Genomic DNA, 24,648 nt, shown 5'->3' on the forward strand with positions numbered 1-24,648 from the left:
TGACGGTCGATGCCCAGGTCAGCGAATGCCAGCCTCAACGCTATGAACATCACTGCGTACGAGGGCTCGCCTACTCCCTGACACTCCGTCATCGTCCTCACCTTCGGTTCGGGGGTGACTCTCAGGTGACACCCAGTGAACGAGGCGCACGACAGCGGCGACAGGTGGAATCAGGTGGAACTACAGCGCACGACCCCGGTGATTTTTACCTTCAGGCTGTCGTTGCCTGATCGCGGAGGGCTACCTTCGTCCTGTGTACGCCAACGCCAAGCTGGAAGCGCGAATCGAGCAACTCGGCTTCTCCCAGGCCGCTTTGGCCAGGGAAATCAACCTTGCGGTCGAACGACTGACGGGCTCTTATGGCTCGGTCACTGACGCAGACGTGCGCCGCTGGCTGCGATACGAGACCAGGTGGCCGCAAGACCGCATCCGGCTTTGCATCGAAGAGGTGCTGGACGCCTCGTCCGAGGACTTAGGGTTCATCCCCCGACGCAAGGACAGTCGTGCACCATCGGAGGACGGGCCCGTGCAGCGTCGCGCATTCGTGAATGCAGTAGGCGGAGCGGGCTTGGGCTTCGCTACTCCGCAGGCAAGGCAGAGACGGCTGGGTGTCAGTGACGTTGACAGGTTTCACGAGGACTACGTGAAGATCCTCCAGGAAGACCGGGTTGTGGGAGGCACAAGGCGCGTGGAGAACCTGGCCATCGAGCTTGGTACGCGGGTCCAGTCCGCCCTCGCCACCGGAGTAGCCACGAGTCGTGTACGGGACATGCTTCATCGTCTTGCTGCCGAAGCGATGTCGGCTGCGGCGTTTGCCGCTCTCGACGCAAGCTCGCCGAAGCGGGCTCGTGCACACCTAGACAAGGCCATGACCCTCGCCGGCCTGTCGCGTGATAGCCAGACGACGTACCGCGTTTGGGATCACCTGATGCTCGCCTCAAGCATGCGAGAGAACCACGCTGAAGCTGCTGCTAGCGCCGATGTGATGAAGAGGTCAACCGCAGCACGACGTGACCCTCTCTTTGCCTCTCTCGGGCACATGCGCAACGCCAACGCGCTGGCCCGACTGGATCAGCACACAGATGCCCTACGCGCTCTCGCACTCGCAGAGAAGAACTTCAGCCGCAGCCAGTCTGCGCGCTCAGAATGGATCAGCTTCTACGGCGCCGCCGAGTTCGACGCACTTTCCTCGTACGTCTGGACGGCGGTCGGGGAGCACGGCCGGGCAGAGTTCTGTCTGCACCGGACACTGGCGGCCATCCCCGAGGACATGGCCCGCGACAGAGCGCTGTTCACCGCACACCTATCCCTCGCGCAGGTTAGGCAGGGCGAACTTGAAGTGGGTTGCGCCACCGCGAGGAAGGCGTCAGCCCTGCTTCATCCTGGCTCTGGGTCCCGAAGGACTGCCAAGACCTTGGCCAGGGGTCGTGAACTGCTCATCGCCTCCGGGTCGAAGGCGCCTGAAGTAACCGAGTGGACCGAGGAGTCTCGCCGATGGATCTAAGGCGGTACGACCACGCCGACGCTCAAGACGTGCGTTCGATGCTGCTGGACATCCACGACGAGGTGTACTCGGACGACCCCGACCCCTTCCACTCTCGCGAGCGTTTCACGTACTTCCTGGACCTGTGGTCCTCGCGGAAGAACTGGAGGTGCGTGTCCGGGTGGGAGAACGGCGGCCCGGTCGGCTTTGCCTACGGCTCAGTTCTTGCGCCCGGTGGCTGGTGGCAGGGCAGCACCCGGCCCCTTGGTCTACGAGGCCCCGTGTTCGCACTCTCTGAACTCATGGTGCTACCCAAGTGGCGCGGGACTGGCAGAGCCAAGAAGATCCACGACGCATTGCTAGCCCCCGTAGATGCGAGGGTGGTGTCGCTTCAGGTGGAGATCGCACACGAGAAGGTCGTGCGGCTCTACGAGAGCTGGGGGTACCGAAAGGTAGACGAGGCCAAGTCACACGACGACTCGCCCCAGTACGCGGTGATGCTGGCCGACCTTCCGCTCAACCGGTGTCGGTAGGCGGCCGTACCCTTTGGGCGTGACTCCTCCCCCTTTCGAGCCGCCAGCGACGCATGCCCGGGACGCCATCAACAGCAGCATCCGCAGCCTGATGAGCCAGCCCCAGCATCACCGCCGCGGCGAGGAGTACGCCCGGCTTCTTGCCCTGTGGTCCGACGTCGGCCTGGCGAACACGGTGAAGGCGCCCCACCAGGGTTCCGAGGACGGTGAGGCGTCTTGCCACCAAAGCCAGCAGGTAGCGACTTGCATGGACGAAAGCCAGAATACGGCCTATGCCGACATGTCGATCTGAACGAGCCCGGCCGCACAAGGGGGTAGTACGGCCGGGCTCGGGCTCAAGTCCAGCTCGGTAGGCGGTTCGGGACCGGGTCGTCGGCGGGGGCGATCCGGCAGCCCCAGCGCAGCAGGTCCAATACGTAGGACGTGAGGAGCCGACGCTGCCGCCGCTCGAAGTCCAACTGACGGTCCAGTCTCTCGGCGATGACGGTGAAGTCCGAGCGCCGGTTTCCGGCACGGCCCTGGGAGAAGGACAGCAGACCCACTACGAGGGCCACGGCCGCCGCTGCGAGCGCCCCTACGTCCACCGCGACACCTCCCCCTGCCGGGGGCGATCGTCCATGCCCGAGACCCACAGGATGCTGAGCGCGAACCCTGCCCAGGCGGCGGCGGAGCCGGACTTTGGTTGGTTCTTCGGCTCGTTTGCGGGAGTTGGCGAGACGGTAGGAGTCGGTGCCGGTTTCGATGATGGTGCCGTTGAAGGTGAGGCGGTCGACGATGGCCGCGCAGAGCCTTGGGTCGGTGAAGATCTTGGTCCAGCCGCCGAAGGACTCATTGGAGGCGATGGCGACGCTGTTCTTCTCCTCGCGTTCGGTCAGGACTTGAAAGAGGAGTTCGGCGCCGTGCTTGTCGAGTTCCATGTAGCCGAGTTCGTCGATGCACAGAAGGTCGACGCGTCCGTAGTCGAACGAGCTCAACAGCAAGCAGAGCGGGATGGCGGGTGACGACGACGCCAGCCGCGCCTTCACCTCCGTCTACAGGCATGCCGCTGCAACCACGCTCGACCAGGCGGGCTTCAGCGCCTACGTCCTGGGTCAGACGGGTGCCGGTCTCATGCGACACCCGCCAGATCCCGGCTGGCGCCGACGCCCACGCCCTCGCGCAGATCCTGGGCGATCACGCCGAAGCCATCGAACGTGCCCTCGGAGGATGACGACGCTCCGAAAGTTCCCCTGCCAAAGCCACTTCGCGTCCACACCGGCCAACTGCCGGACCCGGCGTCTCGGCCATGCCGCGCCCCACAGCCCCGAGCTGGAGAAGGTCGCCGCGTTCGCCGTTCGCAGGATGGACGACACGAGCCGGGCCCCTTCTTCGAGACCCGGCATGCGCCCGACTGGGCACGCTCAGCCGCCGGCACCCACCTGGTTACTGGCTGTGAAAGTTCCGCGCTCTACGCTGCCTGTACTACGCACGCTCGTCCGGTCGGTGCTGGCGGGCGCGCCGCTCGCCTCGCTGCTGGGCGCCCTACCCTCGGCCTTGTGTCTGTATACCAAGTCTCGTGTCCCGCACGTACGTTGATCCTCGACGAGGAGCGCCGTCTGTTGGAGGAGGGTGGCCTCCGCATAGAGCCGACGTTGTGGTGCACGCTCGAAGCCGAGCACGGGGGGCTGCACCTCACCCTGGCGCAGGCACTCAAAGGAGGCGGCGGCGTGCCGCCGTCGACGCTGTGGCTTCGATGGCCCGAAGACGCCGAGCACGGCCCTCTGCGGGAACTGCTGACCCTGCCCTCCTGTCCGGAACGCTTTCTCGCAGGCACGGTTGAGGAAGAGGTCTGTGACCTGCCGAAGGATCACGCGGGGCGGCACGGCTTCGAGTTCGGCCCGCCGCTGAACGACGGGGACATCACCCCGGACTGGCTGCTGTAACCCCGCCTCCCGGACAGCGCCCGGCGCCCTCGCTGCCCGTTCGGGATGAGGAGGCATCCGCGATCGAGAAGCCGCGCGGAAGCCGATCACTGTGATGCGGGTTCCGGGAGATTCGAGTGGCTCAGCGGAAGTCAGACGCGCCCGGCCGCGCCCTAGGGTGGCGTGGTGGAGCGGCAGTTCGTCGTCGGGGTGGATGAACGCTTCGGCGTCTCCTCGGTAGATGGGGCCGGCGAGGTCGTCCGCACTGACATCGGCATCGAGTTGCTCCAGCGCCCGATGGGTCGGGTGGGCAGCTCGGGCGCCGATCAGCTGCGAGACAAGCCGTGGGCACCAGCGTTCCTCCCAGTCCAGCAAGACCTCCTCCCGGGCTTCTTGATCCAACAGCATCCATCGCATCACATTCGCCGGGGGCTCCTTGGCGGGGAACATGCGCGCGAAGGCGTCGTTGAACTCAAGGACTTCCCATGCAGCGTTGGTGAGGAAGGCCATCGTCTCCAGCTGGTGTACGGCCTGCCGCCAGATGTCCGGGACGGACAACTCGGCGGGACGCAGCGGCCATGGTGGGCCGTGACCGACTGCGCACACCCACGTCTCGCGCCACTGATACTCATTCAATTGCAGGATTTCCGCGACGCGTTGAAGGAATTCAGGAGTCGGTCTCGTTCCTCTACCGCATTCCAGCTTGTTGTACGTCTGGATGCTGCACCCAAGCGCACGGGCTACTTGACTCTGCGTCAATCCCACTGCTTTCTTACCGCGGGGGTCACGGGGTCGGTTCAGCCCGAGTTCGGCAGGGTCGATGCGTTCCCTCGCCGCGGTGAGCAAGCGCCGCAGACGGCGACGGCGAGCATCGGACAGGCTGGTCACCGGCCTGCACCTCTCCCAGACGTGGACAGCATCAGCCACGAATGCCGTCCTGGGTTTTGATGGAAGGCGCTATTGAACCAAAAACCCGACTATAGAAAAACCCCCGGCGCGGCTGCACGATAGATGATCGCGCCAGTCGACCACTCGGGGGAGCAATACATGCTGACCGTAAGGGACCTCATTTCGGGACCTGCAGCCGTATTGAGGCCCTTGGCGCCCGACCCAGGCGATTTCTCGTTGGCTGTCAGCGATTTCGTGCTGGTGAATCTCGATGCCCGAGGGCAGCAACACCCCTCGGCTCGGGGGGCGTTGGTGCTTCTGGAAGCAGATCCGTCCCTGCCCCCTGCCACGCAGCAGCACAGGACGGTTCGCCTGCTGGCGCACCTCGTGCGTGAGCAGGCCACGGGCATCGTTGCCATGAACGAGGCAAGCCAGCTGGCACTGCTGGCCTCAGGGGATCGGCTGCCGCTCTTCGTGCCCCGTCGGCCGTGCACGGGCCTGGAGCTGCAAAGCCAACTCCTGCGGGCACAGCTACGGGCCGAGCGCTCAGCCCATGCACGCACCGAAGCCCTCCTCAAACTCGCCTCCCGCCTCGACCGGCAAGGCGAAGGACCGCAAGAGGTCCTGCGAATGGTCCGGCAGGAGACAGGCGCAACCGTCCGGATCATCGATGTAGATGCGGACGAGGAGAACCCAAGCGACCAAGAGATTCCCCCTCACCTGCTGAAGCTCGTCGCCAGCGGTCAGGCTGACTCGGCGACAGACGACACAGAGGGACATCTGCTGCTGCACGCGCTGGGCGGCGGATACCCGCGGCCGGTACTGGCCGCCGAGAGCACCGTCCCCTGGACGCCTGCCCAGCACGCCTTCGTCGCCACCGCGGCGCTGCACGTCAGCCTGCTGCGGCAGCCGCTTGCCCTTCGCGCCCAGCAGCAGCGCCTGGCCGAGACGGCGAGCGCGATGCGTGAAGCGGCCCTGCTGGCTCTCCTGCGAGGCACACTCGCACAGGCAAGGCTCTCCCTGAAGGGCCTGGGGCTCGACCTGCTCGACCATCCCTGGATGCAGTTCGGAGTACTGCGCTGCCCCGCCGGCGAGGACCGCGTGAACCTGCGCGAGGAGTGCTCCCGCCTCCTCAGCCGCAGCGCTCTGGTAGCACCCTGCCCCGCGGAACCGGACGATCTGCTGATCCTGCGCGGGCTCGACAGCGCCGAAGCGGACACGGGCACCGCGCAGCTGCTCCTTCCCCTGGTGACCGCGCGCCCCGGCAGAATGCTGGGACTGAGCCAGCCTCAGCCCTGGGAGCGCACCGCGCATGTCTACAACTCCGCGGTGAACGCCCTGTCGCAGACGACACCACAGCGCCCCTTCGCCACCGATGCCGGTGCTCCCTGCATCTCGCAGCAGCTCCCGGCCTGGGCATCCCTCTGGGCCGCCGGCGTCCTCAAGTCCAAGCTGGGGTCCCTGGCACAAGAGGACCGAGAGTCGCTTCTTGAGATCTCCTACCGCGCGCTGACAATCGGCACCAAGCAGACCGCGGGGCTGCTGAACACCCAGGAGCAGGAGAGCGATCCACTGCACCGCAACACCGTCTCCGCCCAACTCACGCGCCTCTCCGGCCTGCTCGGGCTGGGCTCCTCGCGGCGGGACCGGGCGCTGCTGCACTTCCTCCTCGACGTGGCCTCACACGCGCCGCAATCCGCCGCGATCGCAGGCGGCCCCAAGAACCCCACCCTTTCGGATGTCCTGGCCACCCCGGAGGCCCGAAGCGCCGCGCACCAGGTCATCGCGCCCTTGGAGACGCGGCAGAACACCTACCTGCTGAAGACCCTCATCGTCCGCGCCACCAGCGACAGTGTCGATGAGGCCGCCGACACCCTGGGCATCACGCGCCGGGCGCTGCAGAAACGGCTGACGATCATCGGCACGACCATCGGCCGGCAGATGTCCGGCCCGCCATGGGGCTGGCTCCACGAGGTGATCCTCGCCCTCGTCATCGCCGGCCACGTCAGCCAGGACCTGCTCACCGACCCCAGCCTGCCATCCGCCCCGGCCAGCCGGCACGATCCAGCAGCCTGAGAACGCACCTTGCGAAACGGCCCGATCATCTACTCAGTGCCGCTGTGAACCACGGGCCCCCTCATGGCCGTTGACCCGCGACAGTAAGCAAGGCGCTGCTGCAGCGTGCTACCGAGTCCCGTTGAGCGACTGCCTGACCATGCGACGACGCGTGCGGCACATGCGGCGCGTTCGGCGGCCGGTCGTTGTGCACGTAGGAACCGCGGCAGTGCACATGGGAACCGCAGACCGGCTCTGAGTGCACGTGGGAACCGAGATAGTGCACATGCGAACTGGCCGCTGGCCCGATTCCGTGCCTAGCCTCATTGACATGCCCAACTCCCCACGGTTCCAAGGCGCACACACGGCGGCCCTGCTGCATCGCCGCTTACCCACGAGCACGGCAGCGAGCCGGCACCGCCACACCTGGGCCCGGAAGACCGGGGCCTACGCAAGGCGCTGAGAGCCGTAGCCGAACTGGCCCGAGGCGGCCCCTGCGTGGCGCCGGACGGGATGCAGCAAGGGTGCCCGTCCCAGGAGTTGGGACCGCTGCGACGAGGAGTCAGCCCTACGAGAGCTATCTCTGGATCGTTCGGCGGTGGTGTGCGTATGTTGCTGCTCGCCCACTGGGCAGAGAGCAAACGGCAGTTCACGACGAGGTAGAGGTGAGGGATGTGGGGCGGTCACCACCGCGGCCAATCGCCAGCGCGGCGGGTAGCCAGCTGAACGCCGACGGCGCCTGAGAGCAGCAACTCTCAGACGCCGCAACGGCAATGACACCCGCGCCCCGGCAAGGGCGTGGAGATCACCCACCAACACCGCCCCGGCCCCTTTCCCTGGGACCAACCGGAGCGGCGCTACTTCACAGGAGAGTGTCGCATGACGCCTGCCCTGCGCAAAAGGCCCGAAGTCGCGGCCTGCGCGGCAGCCCCTGCCCCTCGTGCCGAGGCCCTGGCCCGGCAACTCGCCCAGATGCTGCCCCACGTCGCCCGGGTCCGCGTGCGCCTACAGGAACCGCGAACGCCCTGGCCGCACCTGGAGCTCACCGCCACCGACCGGCACGGCCAGAAGATACGGGTGACCCGCACCCAGGCGCTGAGCGCCGCCCGCTGGGTCATCCGCACCCACCCCGGCGCCGGGTGGCAGCAGCCGCACACCTTCGACCTGCGCACCGCCCTGTTGGACGGAGGTGGGGCCTGATGGCGCGCATCCGCACCGTGAAGCCGGAGATGTTCGAGAGCGAGGATCTCGCCTCGGTCGACGTCACCGCCGAGCGCACCTTCGTCGGCTCCCTCACCCTCGCCGACGACAAGGGCCGCGTACGGGACCACCCGGCAATCCTGGCCGGACGGCTGTGGGCGCTGCGCCCCCAGCACACACCCGCCCACGTGGCCCGCGACCTGGAGCAGCTCGCGGAGGCGGGGCTGATCTGCCGCTACACCGGCTGCGACGGCCGCGGCTATTTCCACATCGTCACCTGGGAGCGGCACCAGAAGATCGACCGGCCCAGCGCCTCGCGTCTGCCGCGCTGCCCGCACCACCAGACGCAGCAGGAATGCGGCGGCTGCCAGGGCAAGCACTGCCCGCAGCACGCCTCCTTCCCCACCCCCACCTCCGCACCGACACCCGCACCGACACCGGATGCGGCACAGGATGCGGCTCCGGCTCCGGCCGGCGAACCGGATTCGGCGAACCCTCGTCGAGGGCTCGATCCGACGAATTCGACCGATTTGCAGGTCGAGGGATGCAACGTCGCGGAGGCGGAGACGGACCCCTGGGAGCCCCCGGCCCCTCCCGACCCCACCTCCCCTCCCCCGGAGGAACAACCCGCAGGTCAGAGGGAATTCGGGGAGGGCTCGATGAGTCCTCGACGAGGGTTCCACGAGGGCTCGGCGCCTGAACCTAGGATCTTGGATCCTGGATCATTCCTCACGGGGCGCGAGGCGCCCGCGCCGCCGACCGTCCCCGGATCGGTCTCGGCGAAGGATCTGGTCAGCGAGTACGTCGCTGCCTGCTCCCACCGTCCGCCGAAGGACACGATCGGGCATCTGGGGCGGAAGGTCCGCATCCTCCTGGAGGAGGGCTTCGCACCGGAGCCGATCCGCACGGCGCTGGAGCGGCTGCGGACCAAGGGCCTGCATCCGAGTGTCCTGCCCAGCGTGGTCAACGAGGTCCTCAACGCCGATCCCCCAGCCGCGTTCGGCGCCTCCGGCGGGGGCCCATGGGCCAGCGCCAGCAACGGGTCTGGATACACGCCGTACTTCAACCCGACGCCTGCCCCGACGACGTTCGGAGGCGGCCGGTGACCGTGACGCTTGAGAACCCTCAGCGGGCGGTCTCCGACCGGATCCGCGCCCGCCTTCAGACCGCGTTGGCTGAACGGGGCATCGACCTCGCCCAGCCCCCATCGGTGCCGGAGGCTGGCGAGCCGCACCCTGCGCTGGAAGCGGCGCAGCGGCGCATCCCGTACGCCTACCGCGACGCGGTCGCCGACCACCCCGGAGTCGCCGCCTGGGTCAAGGAGATCACCCGCAACGCAGTCGCCCCGAACGCTCTTTCCCTCCAGCCCAATTGGGGCGGCCGGGGACGCAGGGAGATCACCCACGGCCCCTCGCTGCTGCTCTGGGGCAGCACCGGCACGGGCAAGACCCACCAGGCCTACGGGGCGATCCGTGCCCTGACCGCCGCCGGATGCGGAGTGCGCTGGCACACCACCACCGCCGCCGACCTCTACGGCGAACTACGCCCCGGACAGGCCGCGGATTCGGAGCTGGTGCTGCGGCACATCACGCGGGTGCCGCTGCTGCTGCTGGACGACCTCGGCGCCGCCAAATGCAGCGAGTGGACCGAGGAGATCACCCTCCGGCTCCTCAACTGGCGCTGCCAGAACCGCCTTCCGACGCTGATCACCAGCAACCTCCCACCGGTCCGCACCCCAGGCACGGACCCGAAGCAGCCCGTCCTGCGCGACCGCGTCGGGGACCGAGTCCTCTCCCGCCTCTCCGGCATGTGCCAGCCCTTCGAATTCGACGGCCCCGACCGCCGCTTCGCCGCCACCGGCTGACCGCCACCCGCCCTTCTCGCGGCGGCACGACGCCGCGCACCCAGCTCCCTCACGCCGGCACCGCCATGCCCGGCCAGAGGAACGGAGACCAACGCCTTGCGCTACATCACCACCAACGAAGCCCGGCCCACCGGGCTGCGCGGCATCGCCGACCACAGCTGGCACGACCGCGCCCTGTGCTCCGGCATGGACCCCGCCGAAGCCGACGAGCTCTTCTTCCCCCGGCCCCGCGACATCTGCGCCATCAAAGAGGCCAAGCACATATGCAGCCGCTGCCCCGTGCGGCGTGCCTGCTTCAACGCGGCCCTGGACACCGAGAGCAAGGAGGGCATCTGGGCGGGCCTGACAGAAGACGAACGCAGACCGTGGCACGAGAAGATCGCCCACCGGCTCGACTACGCCCGCGTCCGCGCCGTGTTCCACGGCCGCGATATCCACCTCAGCTCCGCAGAACGCTCCGCCGTCGCCCGCCACGCCTACACCTGCGGCTGGAGGCCCGAACGCCTCGCGGCCCTGCTGCGCGTGGACTACTCCTGGGCCCGCGACCTGCTCCTGGCCGCCCGGCACGAGGTCGCCAACCGCGACCGCTACTTCACCGAGCACCCCGACACCAAGAAAGGCAGCGGCGCCACCAGCGGTCCGGCCAAGAAGACGAAGACAGACGAAGACGAAGAAACGCAGCCGCCGCTGCACCACCAGGAACACACCCAAGAGCTCCTCGACGCCCTCGACGAGGCCGCATGAACAACACCAACACGGCGCTCGCCGTCGCACCCATCGGGCCCTGGGACCGTCTGGCCATCGTGCTCCTCGGCGCAGCCGGCTGCGCCCTGAGCTACGACGCGCTGCAGCAGATGGCCGTCGCCATCCACATCCGCGGCCTGCTGACCTACCTCTTCCCGCTGGTCATCGACGGCTTCATCGCCTACGGCGTCCGCGCCCTCCTCGTGCTCTCCACCGCACCCCTGCGCGCCCGGCTATATGTCTGGACGCTCTTCGGCACCGCCACCGCAGCCAGCATCTGGGCCAACGCCCTGCACGCGGTCCGCCTCAACCAGCAGACCAACCCCGGCGGCCTGCGCCTGGGCGACACGGTCGTAGCGGTCCTGTCCACCCTCGCGCCGCTCGCCCTGGCCGGAGCGGTCCACCTCTACATCCTCATCACCCGCCACCACACCGCGGACCGCACCCGCACCAGCCGCGCCGCACGCCGACGGACCACCCAACTCACCGACCACACTCGGCACACCGAACCAGCGCGGACCGAGACCATGGCGGACCGTCCCCGCACCGGACCACACGAAGCACCCACGGCCGGACCGGACCACCGGACCGAGCCCGACCTCACCAACGGTCCGGCGGACCACCGAGGCGGACCATCCCCGGACCGGACCACCACCGGACCGGACCGGACCACCGATGCCGGACCAGACCACCGGACCGCATCGCCGCAGTGGCCCGCGAACGCAGACCAACCGGCCGGAAGTTCCGGTCAACTGCGGCACCGGGCTGCGGACCGTACGCGGACCGGCATCACCGCAGGCCACACAGCAGACCAGGCGCAGATGCCGGACCGGACCGCCGGAACGGACAAGAGCGGCCCCTCTCCGGACCGGACCACGGACGGACCGTCTGCGGACCGGCCGGAGCCCGACCTCACCAACGGTCCGGCGGACCACCGAGGCGGACCGTCCCCGGACCAACTGCCCACCGCACCAGACGGACCGCGGACCAACACCTCCCCGGACCGGACCACCACGGGACCGTTCGCGGACCAGACCACCGGACCGGACCGGACCACCGATGCCGGACCAGACCACCGGACCGGACCGTCCCCGGACCGAGATCAAGACGAGGAAGAGGCGGACAAAGACGCGGACCGAGCCGAGCAGTCGGGCGGTGAACCGGTCTCCCTGGAGGACTTGCTTCCGGTCGCACGGCAGGCCGCTCTGTCGGAGGGACGCATGACGCGCAAGGCGCTGCGGCCTCACCTGCGCAGCAAGGGCATCCCGCTGAGCAACGAGCGCTTCACCGCGCTCCAGCAGCGTCTGTACCGGGACCCGGCCCTGGCTCACCTGCCGCAGCCGAAGCGGAGGAGGACGCAGTGAGGACCTGCCAGCGCTTCGCCCGCATCAAAGCGGACTTCGAGCGGGACATCGCCTTCCTGCTCCGCCACGCCGAGCGGCACCAGGGCGAGACCTCGGCCAAGGTCAGCCGCACCACCGCCCTCGGGGCCCGCCAGCGCATGGCCCAAGCGCTCAACCGGCACCTGGCGCACTGCCGCGAATGCGGCTGACGACAGCAAAGCACCAGGCCAAGCCCTACCAGGGCTCACCATCCCTTCCTCGCAACGGAGTTCACCGATGACCTCACACCATGCACGGACTCGTCGTGCGACCGAGGCCGAAGCCGGCGCCTGGGCGGACGTCCTGGTCCGCTACGGACTTCTCCATGCCGCCCTACGCGCCCCCAACGGACGGTGGCTCATCCAGCACAGTCCCCACGGCATCACACGCGTGTTGGACGGGCCGAGCTCCGTGTTCGGACTCGCCGCTCGCATCCAGTACCGCACCCGACAGGAGGCCCGCACGCGATGACGAAACCGAGCAACACCTCGGACCGCGACGAGCAGGAGCCGGAGATCAACTCGGTCTCGGCGCGAGCAAGTTATCGGCCAAGACACTCTTCCCCGTCGGGGAAGGTGTCTTGGCCGGAGCCCGCCCCGGGGGTGGCGGGAGCGGACCAGCGCCGGGGGGCACTGGACCACCAGGCAGGGACCGGGGGCGGACCGCAGCCAGGGGGAGAAGCCTCGCCACGCACACGTTCACCGAAGCTGCCCTCGCGTAAGCGCTCACCGAAAAGCCTGCCTGACAAGCGCGTTCACACGATCAGTGTCCGTCTCAACGACGACGAGAAGAGACTGCTCGCCGCTGCCGCGAAGCAGACCCGTACGAGCCTGCCCGCCTTCCTTGCCCGCGCCGGTCTCGCCGCCGCACGGGACGCTGAGAACACGGCGGCGGTCATCGCAGGCCAACGGGAGCTGGTGGCCGAGCTGTTCGCGGCACGGCGCAACCTGGGCTGGGCCGGCAGCAACCTCAACCAGATCACCAAGGCCCTGAACTCCGGCGGACAGCCGGAGCAACTCGATGCCGTCCTCGATTCGGTCCGGCGCGCCGCCCATCGGGTCCAGGACGCCGCCGACAAGCTCCTCGACCGCGCATGAGCCCCAGGCAGCCGGCTTGATTCCCCGGATCCACAAGCGCGGGAAGCGCACCATCGGCCTGCTGTACTACCTCTACGGGCTCGGCACCTACGAGGAGCACATCGACCCGCACCTCGTGGCCTCCTTCGACGGGCTCGCTCCCGATCCCGGCCGCGACCCGCACGCCACTCTCAAGCAGCTGGCTCGGCTGCTGGACCAGCCGCTGGAGAACATCGACGCCGCGCGCCGCCCGGCCAAGCACGTGTGGCACTGCTCGATCCGCAACGCCTCCGAGGACCGGATCCTGACCGACGCCGAATGGGGCGAGATAGCCCGCCGCATGGTCGCCGCCACCGGCATCGACCCCGACGGTGACGAGGCCGGATGCCGCTGGGCAGCGGTGCGCCACGCGGACGACCACATCCACATCCTCGCCACCCTCGTACGCGAGGACGGCTACAGGCCCGACCTGGACCACGACGCAGCCCGCTCCCAATCCCAAGCCCGCCGCCTGGAAACCGAATACGGTCTGCGACGCCTCAACCCCGGCGACAAGACGGCCGCGAAGCGCCCCACCAGCGCCGAGAGACACAAGGCGAAACGGCAACAACACGAGCGGACACCGCGAGAGCAGTTGCGGGAGAGGGTCCGTGGTGCGGTGGCCGGCGCCGCGAGTGAGGCGGAGTTCTTCGACCGGCTCGCCGCCGCCGGTCTCCTCCTACGCCGAAGGACCGCACCCTCAGGTGACATCCTCGGCTACACCGTCGCCCTGCCAGGGGACCACAACAAGGACAAGCAGCCCGTCTTCTACTCCGGTTCCAAGCTCGCTCCGGACCTGTCCCTGCCCCGCATCCGGGAACGCTTCACCACCAACCCGCAGAACATCTCCGCCACGGAGGAACATGAGGGCCAGGCCGCTGGCCCCCGGGTGAGCCGCGCGGCAGCGGCCCGGCGTGCCGCTACGCAGGCAGCGTGGTCGGCGGTGCTGGTCATCGACCAGGGCGACGACGGCGCCATCGCGGCGCAGATCGCCGCCGGAGGTGAAGTCCTCGACGCCCTTGCCAAGACCTCCGACGCCCACACCAGGGGCGAACTGCGGGAGGCGGCCTGGGCGTTCGAGCGTGCCTCCCGCTCCCACATCCGCGCCCTGCGCGGCCACGACCGTGCCCTGCGGCAGGCAGCACGCGACCTCGTCCAGAGCGGACCGGCGCTCGGCCGCGGGGAAGACGGTGCCACCACTGCCATGGTCATCGACATGCTGTTCTTCCTCACTATCGCCGCAGCGAACTGGCACGCCAGACACCACCACGCGCAGCAAGCCGCCGCTGCCCGGCAAGCAGCCGATCACTTGCGCGCCGCCTACATCAGCGCCGCCGGGCACCCCATGGGCGCACTCCGCCGCCGGGGCCGCCAACTCCCCCAGGTCCAACAGCAAAGACACGCCGCCGTGGTGCGGGAAGCGGTACCCGAGCTCGCCGAACAGATCCTGGTCGAGCCCGGCTGGCACGCCCTCGCGGCCACTCTCGCCGACGCCGAAACCGCCGGGCACGAGCGCGCCAGCCTGCTGAAGAAGGCAGCGGCGCGGCGCGAGTTGGACTCCGCAGACTCGGTCAGCGATGTCCTGGTCTGGCGGCTGCGCCGGGCGGCCGATCTGTCCGCCGACGCAGCCCCCATACCCGGGCCGGGCGGTGCGGGGCCAGCGCAGTCACACAGCTCGGCTCCCGTGACACGGCAGCAGGAGGGACGGAGCCGAGCCCGGTGACGGCAGGGACAGTTGAGTCCTGCAGCCCTCACGGGCAGGCCCCTGAGCATCCGCGAGTGGCTCATGGCGCCGAACAGTGATCCACCCGAGGTCACCTGGCGCCCATACGATCCTGAGTGGCCATGGAAGCAGCCTGCGGAGCGAGGTGGTGGCGATGGCTCGGCCTTCGGTGCGCCCGCGGGGGAATGATGCTCACCTCGGCGCCTGACAACCACTCGCTCCCAGCCCTGTCTCAGTCCTCATCGCCGGGAGCCCCGCTCGTGCTCGCGTCATGCGCTCGGGCGCGAGTGAGCAGGGTTCACGCTGCTGGCAGTCGTGGTCGCGGCCGGGCAGCGGCTTGTGTCGCTGCCCGGCCGCGGGGTGGATCTTGGTGGTCAGCCTGTGCAGCCGGGGATGCTGCCGGGGGGTGCGCAGTTGTCGGGGGTGTTGCTGGTGACACTGCTGCCGGTGAGGAGTACCTCACCGCTTTCCTCGAGGATGCCACCGCCGCTTCCGGGGCCTCCGGTGGCGTGGTTGGCGGTGACGCGCGTGCTGACGAGCGCCGCGGTGCTGTTATCTGCGTTGCGGAGGCCGCCACCGGTTACGGCCTGGTTGTTGCTGATGGTGCTGGAGTTGACATTCAGGCTGGCGCCTCCGACGTTGTCGATGCCGCCGCCGTTACCACCGCTGGTGTTGCCGCTGATGGGGGTGCCGGTGAAGGTCACGTTGCCGCCGCCATTTTCGATGCCGCCGCCGTCGGAGTTGGCCGTGTTGTTGCGGAGTGCTCCTTGCCTCATGGTCATCGTGCCGGCGGCGCGGATGCCGCCTCCAGCGTTGGTGGCTTCGTTGTTTTGGATGATGGTTTGGGACAGGGAGAGCTGGCCGCTTGGGCTGTCGATGCCGCCGCCGTTCTCCGCGGTGTTGCCGCTGATGGTTCCGCCGGTGAGGGTGGTGTTCGCGCCCAGGCCGCTGAACATGCCGCCCCCGCGTACGGCGGTGTTGTTGCTGATGGTGCTGGAGGCGACCTTCAGCGTGTTGCTTCCGAAGGCGTCGATGCCGCCTCCGAAACGGGCGCTGGTGTTGCCGGCGATGGTGGTGCCGGTGAAGGTGGCGTCCCCGCCGTTTTCGATGCCGCCGCCGTCGTCGGCGGCGGTGTTGTTGCGGAGTGCTCCCCTTGTCATGGTCATCGTGCTGCCGAGGTGTTCGATGCCGCCTCCGAAGTTGTTAGTGGCCTCGTTGCCCTCGACGTTGGTTTGGGTCAGGGAAAGCTGGCCGTCGCCGAAGTTGGCGATGCCGCCACCGCCTCCTGCCTCGTTGTTGCTGATGGTGCCGCCGGTGAGAGCGACCCTGCCGGTGCTGGAGATGGCGCCGCCATCACTGGTTGTTCCGAGTTGTCCGCCGGTGATGCTGATACGGGTCAGGTTGAGGCTGCCGCCGCTGTCGACTTCGAAGATGCGGAAGTTGTCAGCGGCGCTGGCGGAGCGTTCGATGGTGGCGCCGTTGGAGGCGATACGCACGTTGCCGGTGATGACGGGGAGTCCGTTCTCGCCGTTGTCGATCTCGGTGAGGGTGTAGGTGCAGCCGGTGGCGAGGACGATCTGCACCCCGGTCGTGTTCGCCTGGTCGATGGCGTCCTTGAGGGCGGGGATGTTGTTGCAGGGGACGAGGGTCGCTGCGTGTGCTTGTTGCGCGGGCAGGAGGGCCAGGCCGAGGGCGAGGCCGACGGCGGCACTCAGTCCGCCCCGCTTCCATGTCGTTGTCATGCGGAGAGTCCCGTCTTCCGTGGAGGGTGGGGAATGTCTGCGTGATCACTCCGGATGATGCTGTGACACCGAGTCGCTGCTGGTGGCTGGTGCTGCGGGCGAAGATGCTGGGCCATCCAAGGTGCGGCTGTCGCGAGATCAACCAGCTGGCGCTGGATGAGCCGGCAGCCTCCTCGCTCCGGGGAGATGATTCCCCGTCATGAAAATCAGACAAAGTAACCACACCGCCGCGCCCTCGGCACAGTCGACTCCGGTCTCCTATCCCTGACCCACGGTGCAAAGTAGCGAGACGCTCATGCGCTGGTCTGCCTGTACCGTCGCTCCTCGCAGTCGTCCCAGGCGATCTCGTACTTGGTGCCGTGGTTGGCGCTGGCCGTCGCCGTCAGCTTCCTCACCCTCACCTCACCCACAATCCCGAAAAGGAGCCCGGCATGTTCATGCAACCCTGGGATGCCGCCCTGGACGACGCCGAATGGCAGACGTGGATCGCCGACGGCCACGACTTCGGCGTCCTCAGCGTCAACGGCCTGCCCAGCCAAGCGCCCATGGCCGTGCCCACCCACTTCACCGTCGACGCCGGTGCCCTGCTGGTCCACCTCGCCCGGCCCAACCCTGCCTGGAAGGCGATCGAGGCCGATCCGAAGGTCACCTCCACCGTCACCAGCGACTACGCGTTCATCCCCGGCCTCTGGCGCGCCAAGCCCGGCATCCCGCCCACCGACGGCCGTCCCTACCAGCTATTACGCGGCCGTCCAGTTCACCTGCTGGGCCACGATCGTCGACGAGCCCGGGGCCGAGGCCGAGCTGCTGCGCCGCCAGATGGCCCACTTCCAGCCCGACGGCGACCACGCCCCCATCGACCCCGACCAGCCGCCGTACGGGCGGATGCTGCCCGGCATTCGGGCGCAGGGCGCCGGCTGCTGGGGTGGAGGCGTGAAACTGTAACGGCCTCTACAGATCATGGCTCGGCACGGCGCATCACCTTCATCGTCTGGAGGATGCCGTCGGGCTCCGGGTAATTCCAAGCACGGTTCGGCGCTTGAGGTGCTCACCGTGTCAGCTGTGCGGCGGCGACCGCGTCGGCCGGAGACCCGTGCCAGGGGGCGCCGTGAGCGGGGAGTACCCACGAGGCTTGCAGCTCTGTGAGGCGCTCCAGTGACGAGAGCGCCGCTTGGGGGTCTTGGGAGAAGGGCGCCGGCTGAGGGCCCCTGCGTCCGGTGAGCAAGTGGCGGGTGACGAAGGCGTCGCCGATCATGACGGCGTCGGCGATGGGGACGTGAATGGCGATGCTGCCGGGAGAGTGGCCCGGAAGTCCGATGACTTTGGGCTTTCCTGGGAGGGGCAGGACGTCTCCGTCCGCGATCTGGTCGACTTGTTGGACGTGTCTCGCGCGGAGGCCGTCCTTGCGGAGGGCGTAGGCGAAGAAGCCCATGGTCGGTCCCAGGCGCATGGGGCCGGTGGTCGCCTTGGGTCTTGCGCCGGTTCGGGCCTGGTCGGCGTCGGCAGCGTGCACGTAGACCGGCACGCCGTGCTGGTCACGCAGTCTTTCTGCGAAGCCGATGTGGTCGCAGTCCCCGTGGGTGAGGATCAGGCCCTTGATGTCGGAGAGCCGCTTGCCGAGCGCGGTGACTTCTTTGTGCAGATCACGCCAGTGGCCGGGAAATCCCGCATCGATGAGGGTGATTCCCTCCGGGGTGTCGATGAGGTATGTCGCGACAATGTCGTTGCCGAGGCGGTGGAGGTGGGGTGCGAGTTGCATGGCCTGCTTCTTTCCTGCGTAGGGAGCCTGCGGCTATGGCCTGTCCTTGGGGGCATGGCTTGCGGGGCGTGCGCTGTCCAGCTGGTACATGCGTCTGTTCATCGCGACCCTGGCTGCCCGTGGGAGCCGGGTGATCACGTGATCGATGAGGCTCGCGTCGATACCGAGGTTGTTCTTGAACCGCGGTTTCGGCTTGTCCACGATTCGGTGGAGCTTGTGGGCGACCTTCTCGGGAGTGGCGAGCATGGGCATTGCCTCGGAGCGGGCGCTCATCGTCGCGTAGTGATCGAAGAGGTCTTGGTATCGCGCTCGGCCCTCGGCCGGCATCGTGTCCAAGGCCGCCGAGCCGTCCCCGGTGGTTTTCGCCAGAAGGGGTGTCTTGGTGATTCCCGGTATGGCGAGGACCGTGTGGATGTCGAGGAGGCGCAGGTCGTAGAACATGGATTCGGTGAGCCCGATCACTGCGAATTTTGATGCGTTGTAGAAGGCGATGAAGGGCGACGCCATGAGGCCGGCCCATGATGCGATGTTCACTACCCGTGCTTTCACGTGGTTGCTCTTGTTGTGGGCGATGAGCAGGGGGATGAATGTCTGGGTGATGCGGTAGGGGGCTATGACGTTGACTTCCATGACCTCTCGTGCGCGCTTCTCGTCGAGGTACTCGAACGGGGCCGAGTAGGTGATGCCGGCGTTGTTGAGCACGGCGTAGAGCCCGTCTCCTCCCACCGCCTCCGCAACGGCCGCGTACGCCCGCTCAAGATCGGCAGCATCGGTCACGTCCATCCGGATGGGGTGGACGTTGTCGGTGGCCGCGAGCTCGCCTCGGTGGTCGTCGGCTCGATAGGTGGCGAATACTTGGTAGCCCTGCGAGGCGAACTCGGTTGTGGCTGCGCGCCCGATGCCGGATGTGGCGCCCGTGATCAGGATTGACTTCTTCATACTCCACCTGCCTCTTGATGTCGGGGATGGCAGATGACCGGAATGGTCTGCCGCTCTTGTCGAGGTAGTCGGGCTGTGAGGCGGCGATGGGATGAAGTCCGGCCGGTCGGGCCGGTCTTTCTCGTCGGCCATGGAGCGGGCCTCGAGGGATCAGTCGGTCGGACGAGATTCACTTCCGTCTTCGTGCTGCCGCATCTGCTCCATGAGCCGGTGCAGCAGTACGCGCGCAGCGGTGATCTCGTTCGGAGGGACGCCGGCAGTGAGCATCTCGTGGAACTGGGCAGCTCGGGTCGTGATCCTCTGCAGGGTTTCCTGCCCGGCAGGGGTGAGCGAGAGGAGCGGAGAGCTTCGGTGATCCGGGTTGGACCGGAATACCGCCAGGTCTTCGCGCACCAGGTCGTTGGCGACACGTTGCACCCCCTGGCGGGTGATGCCGAGCCGTCGGGCCGCCTGCGCCACGCTGCGCGGGCTGTCGGAGACGACACTCAGCAGCTGCCATCGAGCCTGCGTCTGCCCTTCCGCCCCGGCGATGGCCTCCCCTGACCGGCGCAGCAGACCTGCCGCCTCGTAGATGTCAGCCACCAGCAGGGCCATCTCATCAGCCATGCATGCACGCCTCCTCGCTCTTTGACAACATATTGTCATTCCGTATATCTATTGTCAATCGGATCGGGCGAACCGCGCCCGGCGCACACGCCGTACTGGAGACGTCCATGGATCACGCGATCAAGAACCTGGAGGCCGCTATGGAGCGTGCGGCCGCTGTACGACCCAAGGTCGCCGGCTTCCCGTACCTGGCCGAGACGCTCCGGCAGTACGGGGTCACCCGTTGCCGGATGGCTGTCCCGTCGAATGCGATGCTCTACCTCACCGGAGCCGGTCCAGTCGCCGTCCAGGGCGAGCCTCTGGTCGCGGGCATGGTCAGCGTCTCGAGGTTCGACCGCCGGACGCTCATTGCAGCGCTGCGCGCGGACCAGGCGGGCGAGACCACCTTCCCCGAGTTCGTCCAGGGCTGCTGGGAGGCCGGCGTGGTCTGGTATGACGTCGACCTGGACACGCGGACCTGCACCTACTACGGGGCCGATGGGGACAGCTACACCGAGACCTACCCCGCAGTCGAAGTCTGACGGCCAAGCCGCTCCCTGGGCTTCCTCCCCGCACTGGCCGGGGCGAGCAGCACACACGATCGTCGACTCACCAGGCCAACGTCCCGGGCCAGCAGGGGACGTTCACCCCTCCGAACTGTCCCCGCAGCATGCCCCTTCGCGCTTTCGACGCGGTGGGGCGGGGGCGACGTCGGCCGCATGCCCGGTCATCAATTGTCAGCGCCTGATGAGATCGGAATGTGAATGCGTCTAGAGCGGAAGGCCCGGGGCCTGTTTGCATGGCCCCTGAACAAGCAATCCCGGAGGTGAGGGCTACATGGTGCCTATGGAGAGCCTTCTTACCTTCGCGGCCATGTCGCTACTGGTGATCGTGGTTCCCGGGCCGAGCGTCCTGTTCGTGATTGGCAGAGCCCTCGCGCACGGACGTCGCACGGCGCTCGCGACAGTCCTGGGCAACATGGTCGGTTCGTACCTCCTTGTCGTGGCGGTGGCCTGGGGCCTCGGGGTGCTGGTTGAAGGCTCGGCGACGGTGTTCATGGGTGTGAAACTGGCCGGAGCGGCGTATCTCGTATTCCTCGGCGTACAGGCATTCCGGCACCGCAAGGAGGTGCGCGCGGCGGACATGGAGCTCCCAGCCGGTGAGCAGCGCAGCGATCGGCGCACGGTCCTGGACGGCATCTTTGTGGGCGTTACCAACCCGAAGGGCATCGTCTTCTTCGCGGCCGTGCTGCCGCAGTTCGTGGATCACGAGGCGGGCCACGTACCCGTCCAGATGATGGTGTTGGGCCTGGTCCCGGTCGCCATCGGCATGATGACGGACACCCTGTGGGGCTTGGGAGCCTCGGCGGCCCGTTCCTGGTTCGCCCGCTCGGACCGCCGCCTGTCGATGGTCGGCGGGACGGGCGGCTTCGCAATGATCGGCCTGGGCGTAACGGTTGCAGCCACGGGCCGTACCGACTAGCACCTGTCCTGTAAGTCGTCTAGCTGACTAATCCTTTGAGGCCGTTGAGGACGTGCGTGAGGCCGCGTTCGAAGCGGACGTCGTTGTCGAGGTCAGTGGCCTCGTGGATGACGCGGCTGAGCTGCGGATAGGCGCCGGTGCGCAGGATGTCGTGGAGGTAGGGCCCAACAGTGGTGCGCCATTGCTCCTCGGTCAGGCCGGAGCGGCGCTGGATGTTCACCTCGGCGAGTTCCCGCTACGGCACCGAGCACGTAGCGGTCGACCACGCATGTGTCCGCGCAGGTCACAGCGCCGCAGGACGGACGCCACCGGGCCGGTGAAGTTCAGGAATCTTTGTCTAGAAACTGTCGCGGTGTCGCGAGATGATCTGGGTGACCTTGCAGGACGGATGAGAGGGGATCGAATGTTCCGACGCATGCGCGAACGCCGGGAGCGGGACCGGATCTACGAAGAGCAGATGCACAGAGCGCTCGCGGAGCATGACCGCATCTCCCGCGAGATCCCGCTCTCCCGGAGCGCGTCGACAGCCGCACAATCTCCCTCCGTGGAGGAGGAATTCCTTCCCAGGGAGCTGTGGGCACACACGCGTGAGGATCTTGCCGGGATGATGATTCGCTACGACCAGCCGCTCGTCATCGAGGGCGAGGTCCGCGAGTGCCCGCAGTGCGGTTCGTACCGGCCGTGGGTCGTCTACATCACGGGCGAGGACGTCTGGCTGCGCTGCCCGGGCGGGCATGATACGTATGAACCGAGGCTGGATGCGGTCTGGTTCAACCGCAACAGCGGGCCCGTCAGGGACCTCCACGCCAGTCTCGAAGACGGCATCAAGGCCGTCGGCCTCTGACCCCCATCCCTTCAACCCCCACGGCCGGAACTCCGGCCGGTCTGTCAGCACTTACCGCGACGACCCTGGGGGTTCCACCATGCCCAAACGCGCCACCACCAACGCCGTGCTCGGCCTCGCCATCCTCTCCCTCCTCACCATCACCAGCTGCTCCCCAAGCAGTCCCAACACCGGAGAGGACAAGGCGACATCCCCCACGCCAGACTCCTCGGCCCGATCCCGGCACGACGCGGCGCCGGCTGCGCCGCTCTCCTCCGGCCAGCTCGAGAAGCGGCTGCTGGACGCCGGGGACCTGGGCGAGGGATACACGCTCAAGCCCGAACGTCCCGTCGGCCACGACGACATGACCGTGGTGGGATGCCCAGCGCTTCAGAAGCTGGGCGGTGACGCCGCAGCCGGCGGCACGCTGGCCTTCCCGCACCGAGCCAAGGTCACCTTCACCTATGCGGGCGGTACGGACGCGGAGGTGACCGAGGAGCTCTACAGCGACACCGAAGCCAAACTCTCGCAGGGCACTCGGCGGATCTTCGAGGCGATGGGCTCCTGCCCGTCCTACCAGGTGACGGATGGCAGCACGCCCATCGAGGTCACGACGCAGACGACACCCATGGCGCGGAACGGCGAGGAACGGTGGGGCCAGCTCCTCACCTTCACCGGCGCCGGGCACAGCACCATCATCAAACAGACGGCCGTCAGGACCGGGAGCACCCTCGTGGTGGTCTCCGGCTCTCCCGGCCTGGTCGACACTCACCTGAACAAGGCGCTCCGCAAGGTGGTCGCCCGGGGCTGAGCCGCCTCACCGTGGCGCAACCAGCATGGCGTGGTGGCTGCTTCCTGCGGGAAGCAGCCACCACGCCATGCTGGTTGCGCCGCCATCAGCTCGTCAGCCCTTTGGCACTCCGGGCGAAACGGGAGCAGCATCACGAGATCACGAGCCGGGGAAGATACTCAGGAACTCGCGGACACGGCCCCGGCCGGCAGCCAGAACTGCGGCGATGAGGGCAGCAGGAGATCCACCTGGTGTGCCGAAGCGAGCTACAACGCTGGGCCACATTGGGGCAGACTGCACGAGATCCTCGCGGCACCCGATCTTCACGTGGCTGGATGATGCGTGGCGGGAACAAGACTCCGGTGCCCGGTAGCGCTCCTGGGTCCGCGTAGGTGACGATGCTGCTTGGGCAGCCGATGGTCACGTACCTGACGTCTTTCATTCTCCTGGTCACGCGTCCTGTTCGTTCTTGGTCATCGCCGCTTTCCAGACGGGAAGAATCCTGCCTGGCTGCCCCCTGAGTTGGCGGATGACACGGGAGACGGTGGGCCAATCCAGGATGTCCTCTCCGTGGATGAGGGAAGCGACCTCGTTCGGATCGAGCTCCTTTGCTCCTGCGCAGATGTCCTCGGCGGGAGCGCGGGAAGCAGCGAGGTGCAGACCGCGGATGCTGGCGTGGAAGGCACGGACGGCGGAGTCCTCGCGCCACTGGGGCAGGGGTTCAAGCCCTGAGGCTTCTCTCCACAACACCTGCAGATCCTCGGGGTGCCCGCCACATGCGGAAGCCAATCGTTCCACTACGCGCCATGAGGGTTTGCGTTCTCCCGACAGGACGCGGCAGAGGTACGAGGCCGAGCAGTCAATCGCGTCGGCGAGGTCCCGCAGACTGCGGCCGGAGGCTCGCTGTAAGTGAGACAGAGCTAGGGACAGTTGGTTGAGCGATGGTCCATGCAACCCCGCGTCGCCATCTTCTGTCTCGCGCACGTAGATGCCCGGAGGGAGGCCAGGGTAGACGGGCTGTGGCGGAGTCTCCTCGGACGGGGCCGTTGCGGTGCCATGCTGCGCGGCCCACTGTCCGGTGCGCTGTTGGTGCCGTGCCATTGCTCCTTGGTGTCGGGTGGCATTCCAACGGTGCCGTGCCGCGTCGGTGGTCAGTCCCACGACGGCGCCGATTTCTGCCCACGTTTGTCCGCGGTTGCGCGCGGCTGCAACTGCGGCAGCTTCGTGAGCCTCCAACGCCGTGCGTATGGCGTCGCAGTGCAGACGGTGTTCCTGAAGGGGGGCGTCATCCTGTGCTGCGGCCAGCAACTGTTCGGCGTGCCAGCGAATGTCCTCGGCGACCTTCCGTGTCTCGTTGGTGCGCTCGGAGTTCGAAGATCGGCGTTTCGCGGCGCTGCTGCAGGCGGTGTTGCAATAGATCCGCGTCCGGCCTGGGCCCGTCTGGCGTATCTCGCGGCTGCAGTACACGCATGTGCCGATGCGTGGTGCGGAAGGGGTCATCGCCGTGTCCCTGGTCAAGACGTTGGGGAGACTCCCGTTCCGGGAGCGGGCTTTCCCGCCGCGACCGGAACGGGAGTCAACAGCTGCCCCGAGCGCCTTCAGAGCGGCCGGGCACCGGTGCTCTCCGTGCTCGGTGTCGC

The 24,648-nt window shown here is 67.8% G+C and carries 23 protein-coding genes and 4 pseudogenes; 19 read left to right on the forward strand and 8 right to left on the reverse strand.

Annotated features, from left to right (window positions below):
* The first annotated feature begins 253 nt into the window (after positions 1 to 253).
* The 3 genes from G4Z16_RS00555 to G4Z16_RS00565 are packed head-to-tail and all read left to right on the forward strand — an operon-like array spanning position 254 to position 2,308.
* The gene (locus G4Z16_RS00555) at positions 254 to 1,504 is read left to right on the forward strand and encodes an NsdA family TPR-like regulatory protein (RefSeq protein WP_246530590.1); all 1,251 of its coding nucleotides are present in this window, start codon (positions 254 to 256) and stop codon (positions 1,502 to 1,504) included.
* On the forward strand, positions 1,495 to 2,016 hold the full coding sequence (locus G4Z16_RS00560; RefSeq protein WP_197348628.1) for a GNAT family N-acetyltransferase: 522 nt from the start codon (positions 1,495 to 1,497) through the stop codon (positions 2,014 to 2,016). The genes G4Z16_RS00555 and G4Z16_RS00560 overlap by 10 nt, the downstream gene beginning before the upstream one ends.
* 19 nt (positions 2,017 to 2,035) lie before the next feature.
* Positions 2,036 to 2,308, forward strand: coding sequence for a hypothetical protein (locus G4Z16_RS00565; protein WP_197348629.1), 273 nt, complete (start codon positions 2,036 to 2,038; stop codon positions 2,306 to 2,308).
* A 400-nt stretch (positions 2,309 to 2,708) separates the two neighbouring features.
* On the opposite strand, the pseudogene G4Z16_RS00575 reads toward G4Z16_RS00565, so the two are convergent.
* Positions 2,709 to 2,975: pseudogene (locus G4Z16_RS00575) on the reverse strand (ATP-binding protein); the annotation flags it as partial.
* Positions 2,976 to 3,551: 576 nt separating this feature from the next.
* Here G4Z16_RS00575 and G4Z16_RS00580 point away from each other — a divergent pair.
* Positions 3,552 to 3,938, forward strand: coding sequence for a hypothetical protein (locus G4Z16_RS00580; RefSeq protein ID WP_197348630.1), 387 nt, complete (start codon positions 3,552 to 3,554; stop codon positions 3,936 to 3,938).
* A gap of 120 nt (positions 3,939 to 4,058) precedes the next feature.
* Here G4Z16_RS00580 and G4Z16_RS33170 read toward each other — a convergent pair.
* Positions 4,059 to 4,844 (reverse strand): annotated as a pseudogene (locus G4Z16_RS33170) (MmyB family transcriptional regulator); the annotation flags it as partial.
* 273 nt (positions 4,845 to 5,117) lie between these two features.
* Between G4Z16_RS33170 and G4Z16_RS00595 the strand changes: the two are divergent.
* From G4Z16_RS00595 to G4Z16_RS00635, 9 genes and pseudogenes are all read left to right on the forward strand, one after another.
* Positions 5,118 to 6,881, forward strand: coding sequence for a hypothetical protein (locus tag G4Z16_RS00595; RefSeq protein ID WP_197348631.1), 1,764 nt, complete (start codon positions 5,118 to 5,120; stop codon positions 6,879 to 6,881).
* An 858-nt stretch (positions 6,882 to 7,739) separates the two neighbouring features.
* Positions 7,740 to 8,060 (forward strand): transcriptional regulator, encoded by a 321-nt coding sequence (locus tag G4Z16_RS00600; RefSeq protein WP_246530592.1) that lies wholly within the window; start codon positions 7,740 to 7,742, stop codon positions 8,058 to 8,060.
* Complete coding sequence (locus G4Z16_RS00605; RefSeq protein ID WP_197348632.1) at positions 8,060 to 9,166, forward strand: hypothetical protein; 1,107 nt, start codon at positions 8,060 to 8,062, stop codon at positions 9,164 to 9,166. The genes G4Z16_RS00600 and G4Z16_RS00605 overlap by 1 nt, the downstream gene beginning before the upstream one ends.
* Positions 9,163 to 9,924 (forward strand): ATP-binding protein, encoded by a 762-nt coding sequence (locus G4Z16_RS00610; protein ID WP_246530593.1) that lies wholly within the window; start codon positions 9,163 to 9,165, stop codon positions 9,922 to 9,924. Before G4Z16_RS00605 ends, G4Z16_RS00610 begins: the two co-directional genes overlap by 4 nt.
* Before the next feature lie 96 nt (positions 9,925 to 10,020).
* Positions 10,021 to 10,668 carry a WhiB family transcriptional regulator gene (locus G4Z16_RS00615; RefSeq protein WP_197348634.1) on the forward strand — a complete coding sequence of 216 codons (648 nt, stop codon included), beginning with the start codon at positions 10,021 to 10,023 and terminating at the stop codon, positions 10,666 to 10,668.
* Positions 10,665 to 11,094 (forward strand): annotated as a pseudogene (locus tag G4Z16_RS33175) (DUF2637 domain-containing protein); the annotation flags it as partial. The gene G4Z16_RS00615 and the pseudogene G4Z16_RS33175, both read left to right, overlap by 4 nt.
* Positions 11,095 to 12,028: 934 nt before the next feature.
* A complete protein-coding gene (locus G4Z16_RS00625; protein WP_197348636.1) occupies positions 12,029 to 12,220 on the forward strand; it encodes a hypothetical protein in 192 nt (63 codons plus the stop codon).
* 432 nt (positions 12,221 to 12,652) lie between these two features.
* Positions 12,653 to 13,147 carry a plasmid mobilization protein gene (locus G4Z16_RS00630; protein WP_246530594.1) on the forward strand — a complete coding sequence of 165 codons (495 nt, stop codon included), beginning with the start codon at positions 12,653 to 12,655 and terminating at the stop codon, positions 13,145 to 13,147.
* Between the two features lie 16 nt (positions 13,148 to 13,163).
* Positions 13,164 to 14,888, forward strand: coding sequence for a relaxase/mobilization nuclease domain-containing protein (locus G4Z16_RS00635; protein ID WP_197348638.1), 1,725 nt, complete (start codon positions 13,164 to 13,166; stop codon positions 14,886 to 14,888).
* 374 nt (positions 14,889 to 15,262) lie between these two features.
* Here G4Z16_RS00635 and G4Z16_RS00640 read toward each other — a convergent pair whose 3' ends face one another.
* Positions 15,263 to 16,630: a hypothetical protein gene (locus G4Z16_RS00640; RefSeq protein ID WP_197348639.1), complete on the reverse strand. Its 1,368-nt coding sequence runs from the start codon at positions 16,628 to 16,630 to the stop codon at positions 15,263 to 15,265.
* A gap of 437 nt (positions 16,631 to 17,067) precedes the next feature.
* On the opposite strand from G4Z16_RS00640, the pseudogene G4Z16_RS33030 reads away from it, so the two are divergent.
* Positions 17,068 to 17,271, forward strand: a pseudogene (locus G4Z16_RS33030) (FMN-binding negative transcriptional regulator); the annotation flags it as partial.
* The gene (locus G4Z16_RS33035) at positions 17,210 to 17,575 is read left to right on the forward strand and encodes an FMN-binding negative transcriptional regulator (RefSeq protein ID WP_343070930.1); all 366 of its coding nucleotides are present in this window, start codon (positions 17,210 to 17,212) and stop codon (positions 17,573 to 17,575) included. The pseudogene G4Z16_RS33030 and the gene G4Z16_RS33035, both read left to right, overlap by 62 nt.
* Positions 17,576 to 17,678: 103 nt before the next feature.
* Here the strand turns inward: G4Z16_RS33035 and G4Z16_RS00650 are convergent, their stop codons facing one another.
* From G4Z16_RS00650 to G4Z16_RS00660, 3 genes are all read right to left on the reverse strand, one after another.
* Positions 17,679 to 18,389: an MBL fold metallo-hydrolase gene (locus G4Z16_RS00650; protein WP_197348640.1), complete on the reverse strand. Its 711-nt coding sequence runs from the start codon at positions 18,387 to 18,389 to the stop codon at positions 17,679 to 17,681.
* A gap of 33 nt (positions 18,390 to 18,422) precedes the next feature.
* Positions 18,423 to 19,328, reverse strand: coding sequence for an SDR family NAD(P)-dependent oxidoreductase (locus G4Z16_RS00655; RefSeq protein WP_197348641.1), 906 nt, complete (start codon positions 19,326 to 19,328; stop codon positions 18,423 to 18,425).
* 150 nt (positions 19,329 to 19,478) lie between these two features.
* Positions 19,479 to 19,934 (reverse strand): MarR family winged helix-turn-helix transcriptional regulator, encoded by a 456-nt coding sequence (locus G4Z16_RS00660; RefSeq protein ID WP_197348642.1) that lies wholly within the window; start codon positions 19,932 to 19,934, stop codon positions 19,479 to 19,481.
* A 107-nt stretch (positions 19,935 to 20,041) separates the two neighbouring features.
* Between G4Z16_RS00660 and G4Z16_RS00665 the strand changes: the two genes are divergently transcribed.
* Together G4Z16_RS00665 and G4Z16_RS00670 are read left to right on the forward strand one after the other, a co-directional pair.
* Positions 20,042 to 20,455, forward strand: coding sequence for a DUF1398 family protein (locus G4Z16_RS00665; protein ID WP_246530596.1), 414 nt, complete (start codon positions 20,042 to 20,044; stop codon positions 20,453 to 20,455).
* A gap of 295 nt (positions 20,456 to 20,750) precedes the next feature.
* Positions 20,751 to 21,395 (forward strand): LysE family translocator, encoded by a 645-nt coding sequence (locus G4Z16_RS00670; RefSeq protein ID WP_197348644.1) that lies wholly within the window; start codon positions 20,751 to 20,753, stop codon positions 21,393 to 21,395.
* 19 nt (positions 21,396 to 21,414) lie between these two features.
* Here G4Z16_RS00670 and G4Z16_RS00675 read toward each other — a convergent pair whose 3' ends face one another.
* Entirely contained in the window at positions 21,415 to 21,615 is a 201-nt protein-coding gene (locus G4Z16_RS00675) for a TetR/AcrR family transcriptional regulator C-terminal domain-containing protein (protein ID WP_197348645.1), read from the reverse strand.
* A 183-nt stretch (positions 21,616 to 21,798) separates the two neighbouring features.
* On the opposite strand from G4Z16_RS00675, the gene G4Z16_RS32230 reads away from it, so the two are divergent.
* Positions 21,799 to 22,239, forward strand: a complete 441-nt coding sequence (locus G4Z16_RS32230) for a hypothetical protein (protein WP_246530597.1) — start codon at positions 21,799 to 21,801, stop codon at positions 22,237 to 22,239.
* Between the two features lie 79 nt (positions 22,240 to 22,318).
* Complete coding sequence (locus G4Z16_RS00685; RefSeq protein WP_197348646.1) at positions 22,319 to 23,029, forward strand: hypothetical protein; 711 nt, start codon at positions 22,319 to 22,321, stop codon at positions 23,027 to 23,029.
* A gap of 429 nt (positions 23,030 to 23,458) precedes the next feature.
* Here the strand turns inward: G4Z16_RS00685 and G4Z16_RS00690 are convergent, their stop codons facing one another.
* The gene (locus G4Z16_RS00690; RefSeq protein WP_197348647.1) at positions 23,459 to 24,508 is read right to left on the reverse strand and encodes a helix-turn-helix domain-containing protein; all 1,050 of its coding nucleotides are present in this window, start codon (positions 24,506 to 24,508) and stop codon (positions 23,459 to 23,461) included.
* Between the last annotated feature and the right edge of the window lie 140 nt (positions 24,509 to 24,648).

It is taken from the genome of Streptomyces bathyalis (assembly GCF_015910445.1).
Taxonomy (GTDB): domain Bacteria; phylum Actinomycetota; class Actinomycetes; order Streptomycetales; family Streptomycetaceae; genus Streptomyces; species Streptomyces bathyalis.

Coding starts and splice junctions, on each gene's coding strand:
- G4Z16_RS00665 (WP_246530596.1), top strand. CDS start 20,042: ATGGATCACGCGATCAAGAACCTGGAGGCCGCTATGGAGCGTGCGGCC.
- G4Z16_RS32230 (WP_246530597.1), top strand. CDS start 21,799: ATGTTCCGACGCATGCGCGAACGCCGGGAGCGGGACCGGATCTACGAA.
- G4Z16_RS00655 (WP_197348641.1), bottom strand. CDS start 19,328: ATGAAGAAGTCAATCCTGATCACGGGCGCCACATCCGGCATCGGGCGC.
- G4Z16_RS00600 (WP_246530592.1), top strand. CDS start 7,740: ATGACGCCTGCCCTGCGCAAAAGGCCCGAAGTCGCGGCCTGCGCGGCA.
- G4Z16_RS00640 (WP_197348639.1), bottom strand. CDS start 16,630: ATGACAACGACATGGAAGCGGGGCGGACTGAGTGCCGCCGTCGGCCTC.
- G4Z16_RS00685 (WP_197348646.1), top strand. CDS start 22,319: ATGCCCAAACGCGCCACCACCAACGCCGTGCTCGGCCTCGCCATCCTC.
- G4Z16_RS00605 (WP_197348632.1), top strand. CDS start 8,060: ATGGCGCGCATCCGCACCGTGAAGCCGGAGATGTTCGAGAGCGAGGAT.
- G4Z16_RS00660 (WP_197348642.1), bottom strand. CDS start 19,934: ATGGCTGATGAGATGGCCCTGCTGGTGGCTGACATCTACGAGGCGGCA.
- G4Z16_RS00690 (WP_197348647.1), bottom strand. CDS start 24,508: ATGACCCCTTCCGCACCACGCATCGGCACATGCGTGTACTGCAGCCGC.
- G4Z16_RS00560 (WP_197348628.1), top strand. CDS start 1,495: ATGGATCTAAGGCGGTACGACCACGCCGACGCTCAAGACGTGCGTTCG.
- G4Z16_RS00650 (WP_197348640.1), bottom strand. CDS start 18,389: ATGCAACTCGCACCCCACCTCCACCGCCTCGGCAACGACATTGTCGCG.
- G4Z16_RS00670 (WP_197348644.1), top strand. CDS start 20,751: ATGGTGCCTATGGAGAGCCTTCTTACCTTCGCGGCCATGTCGCTACTG.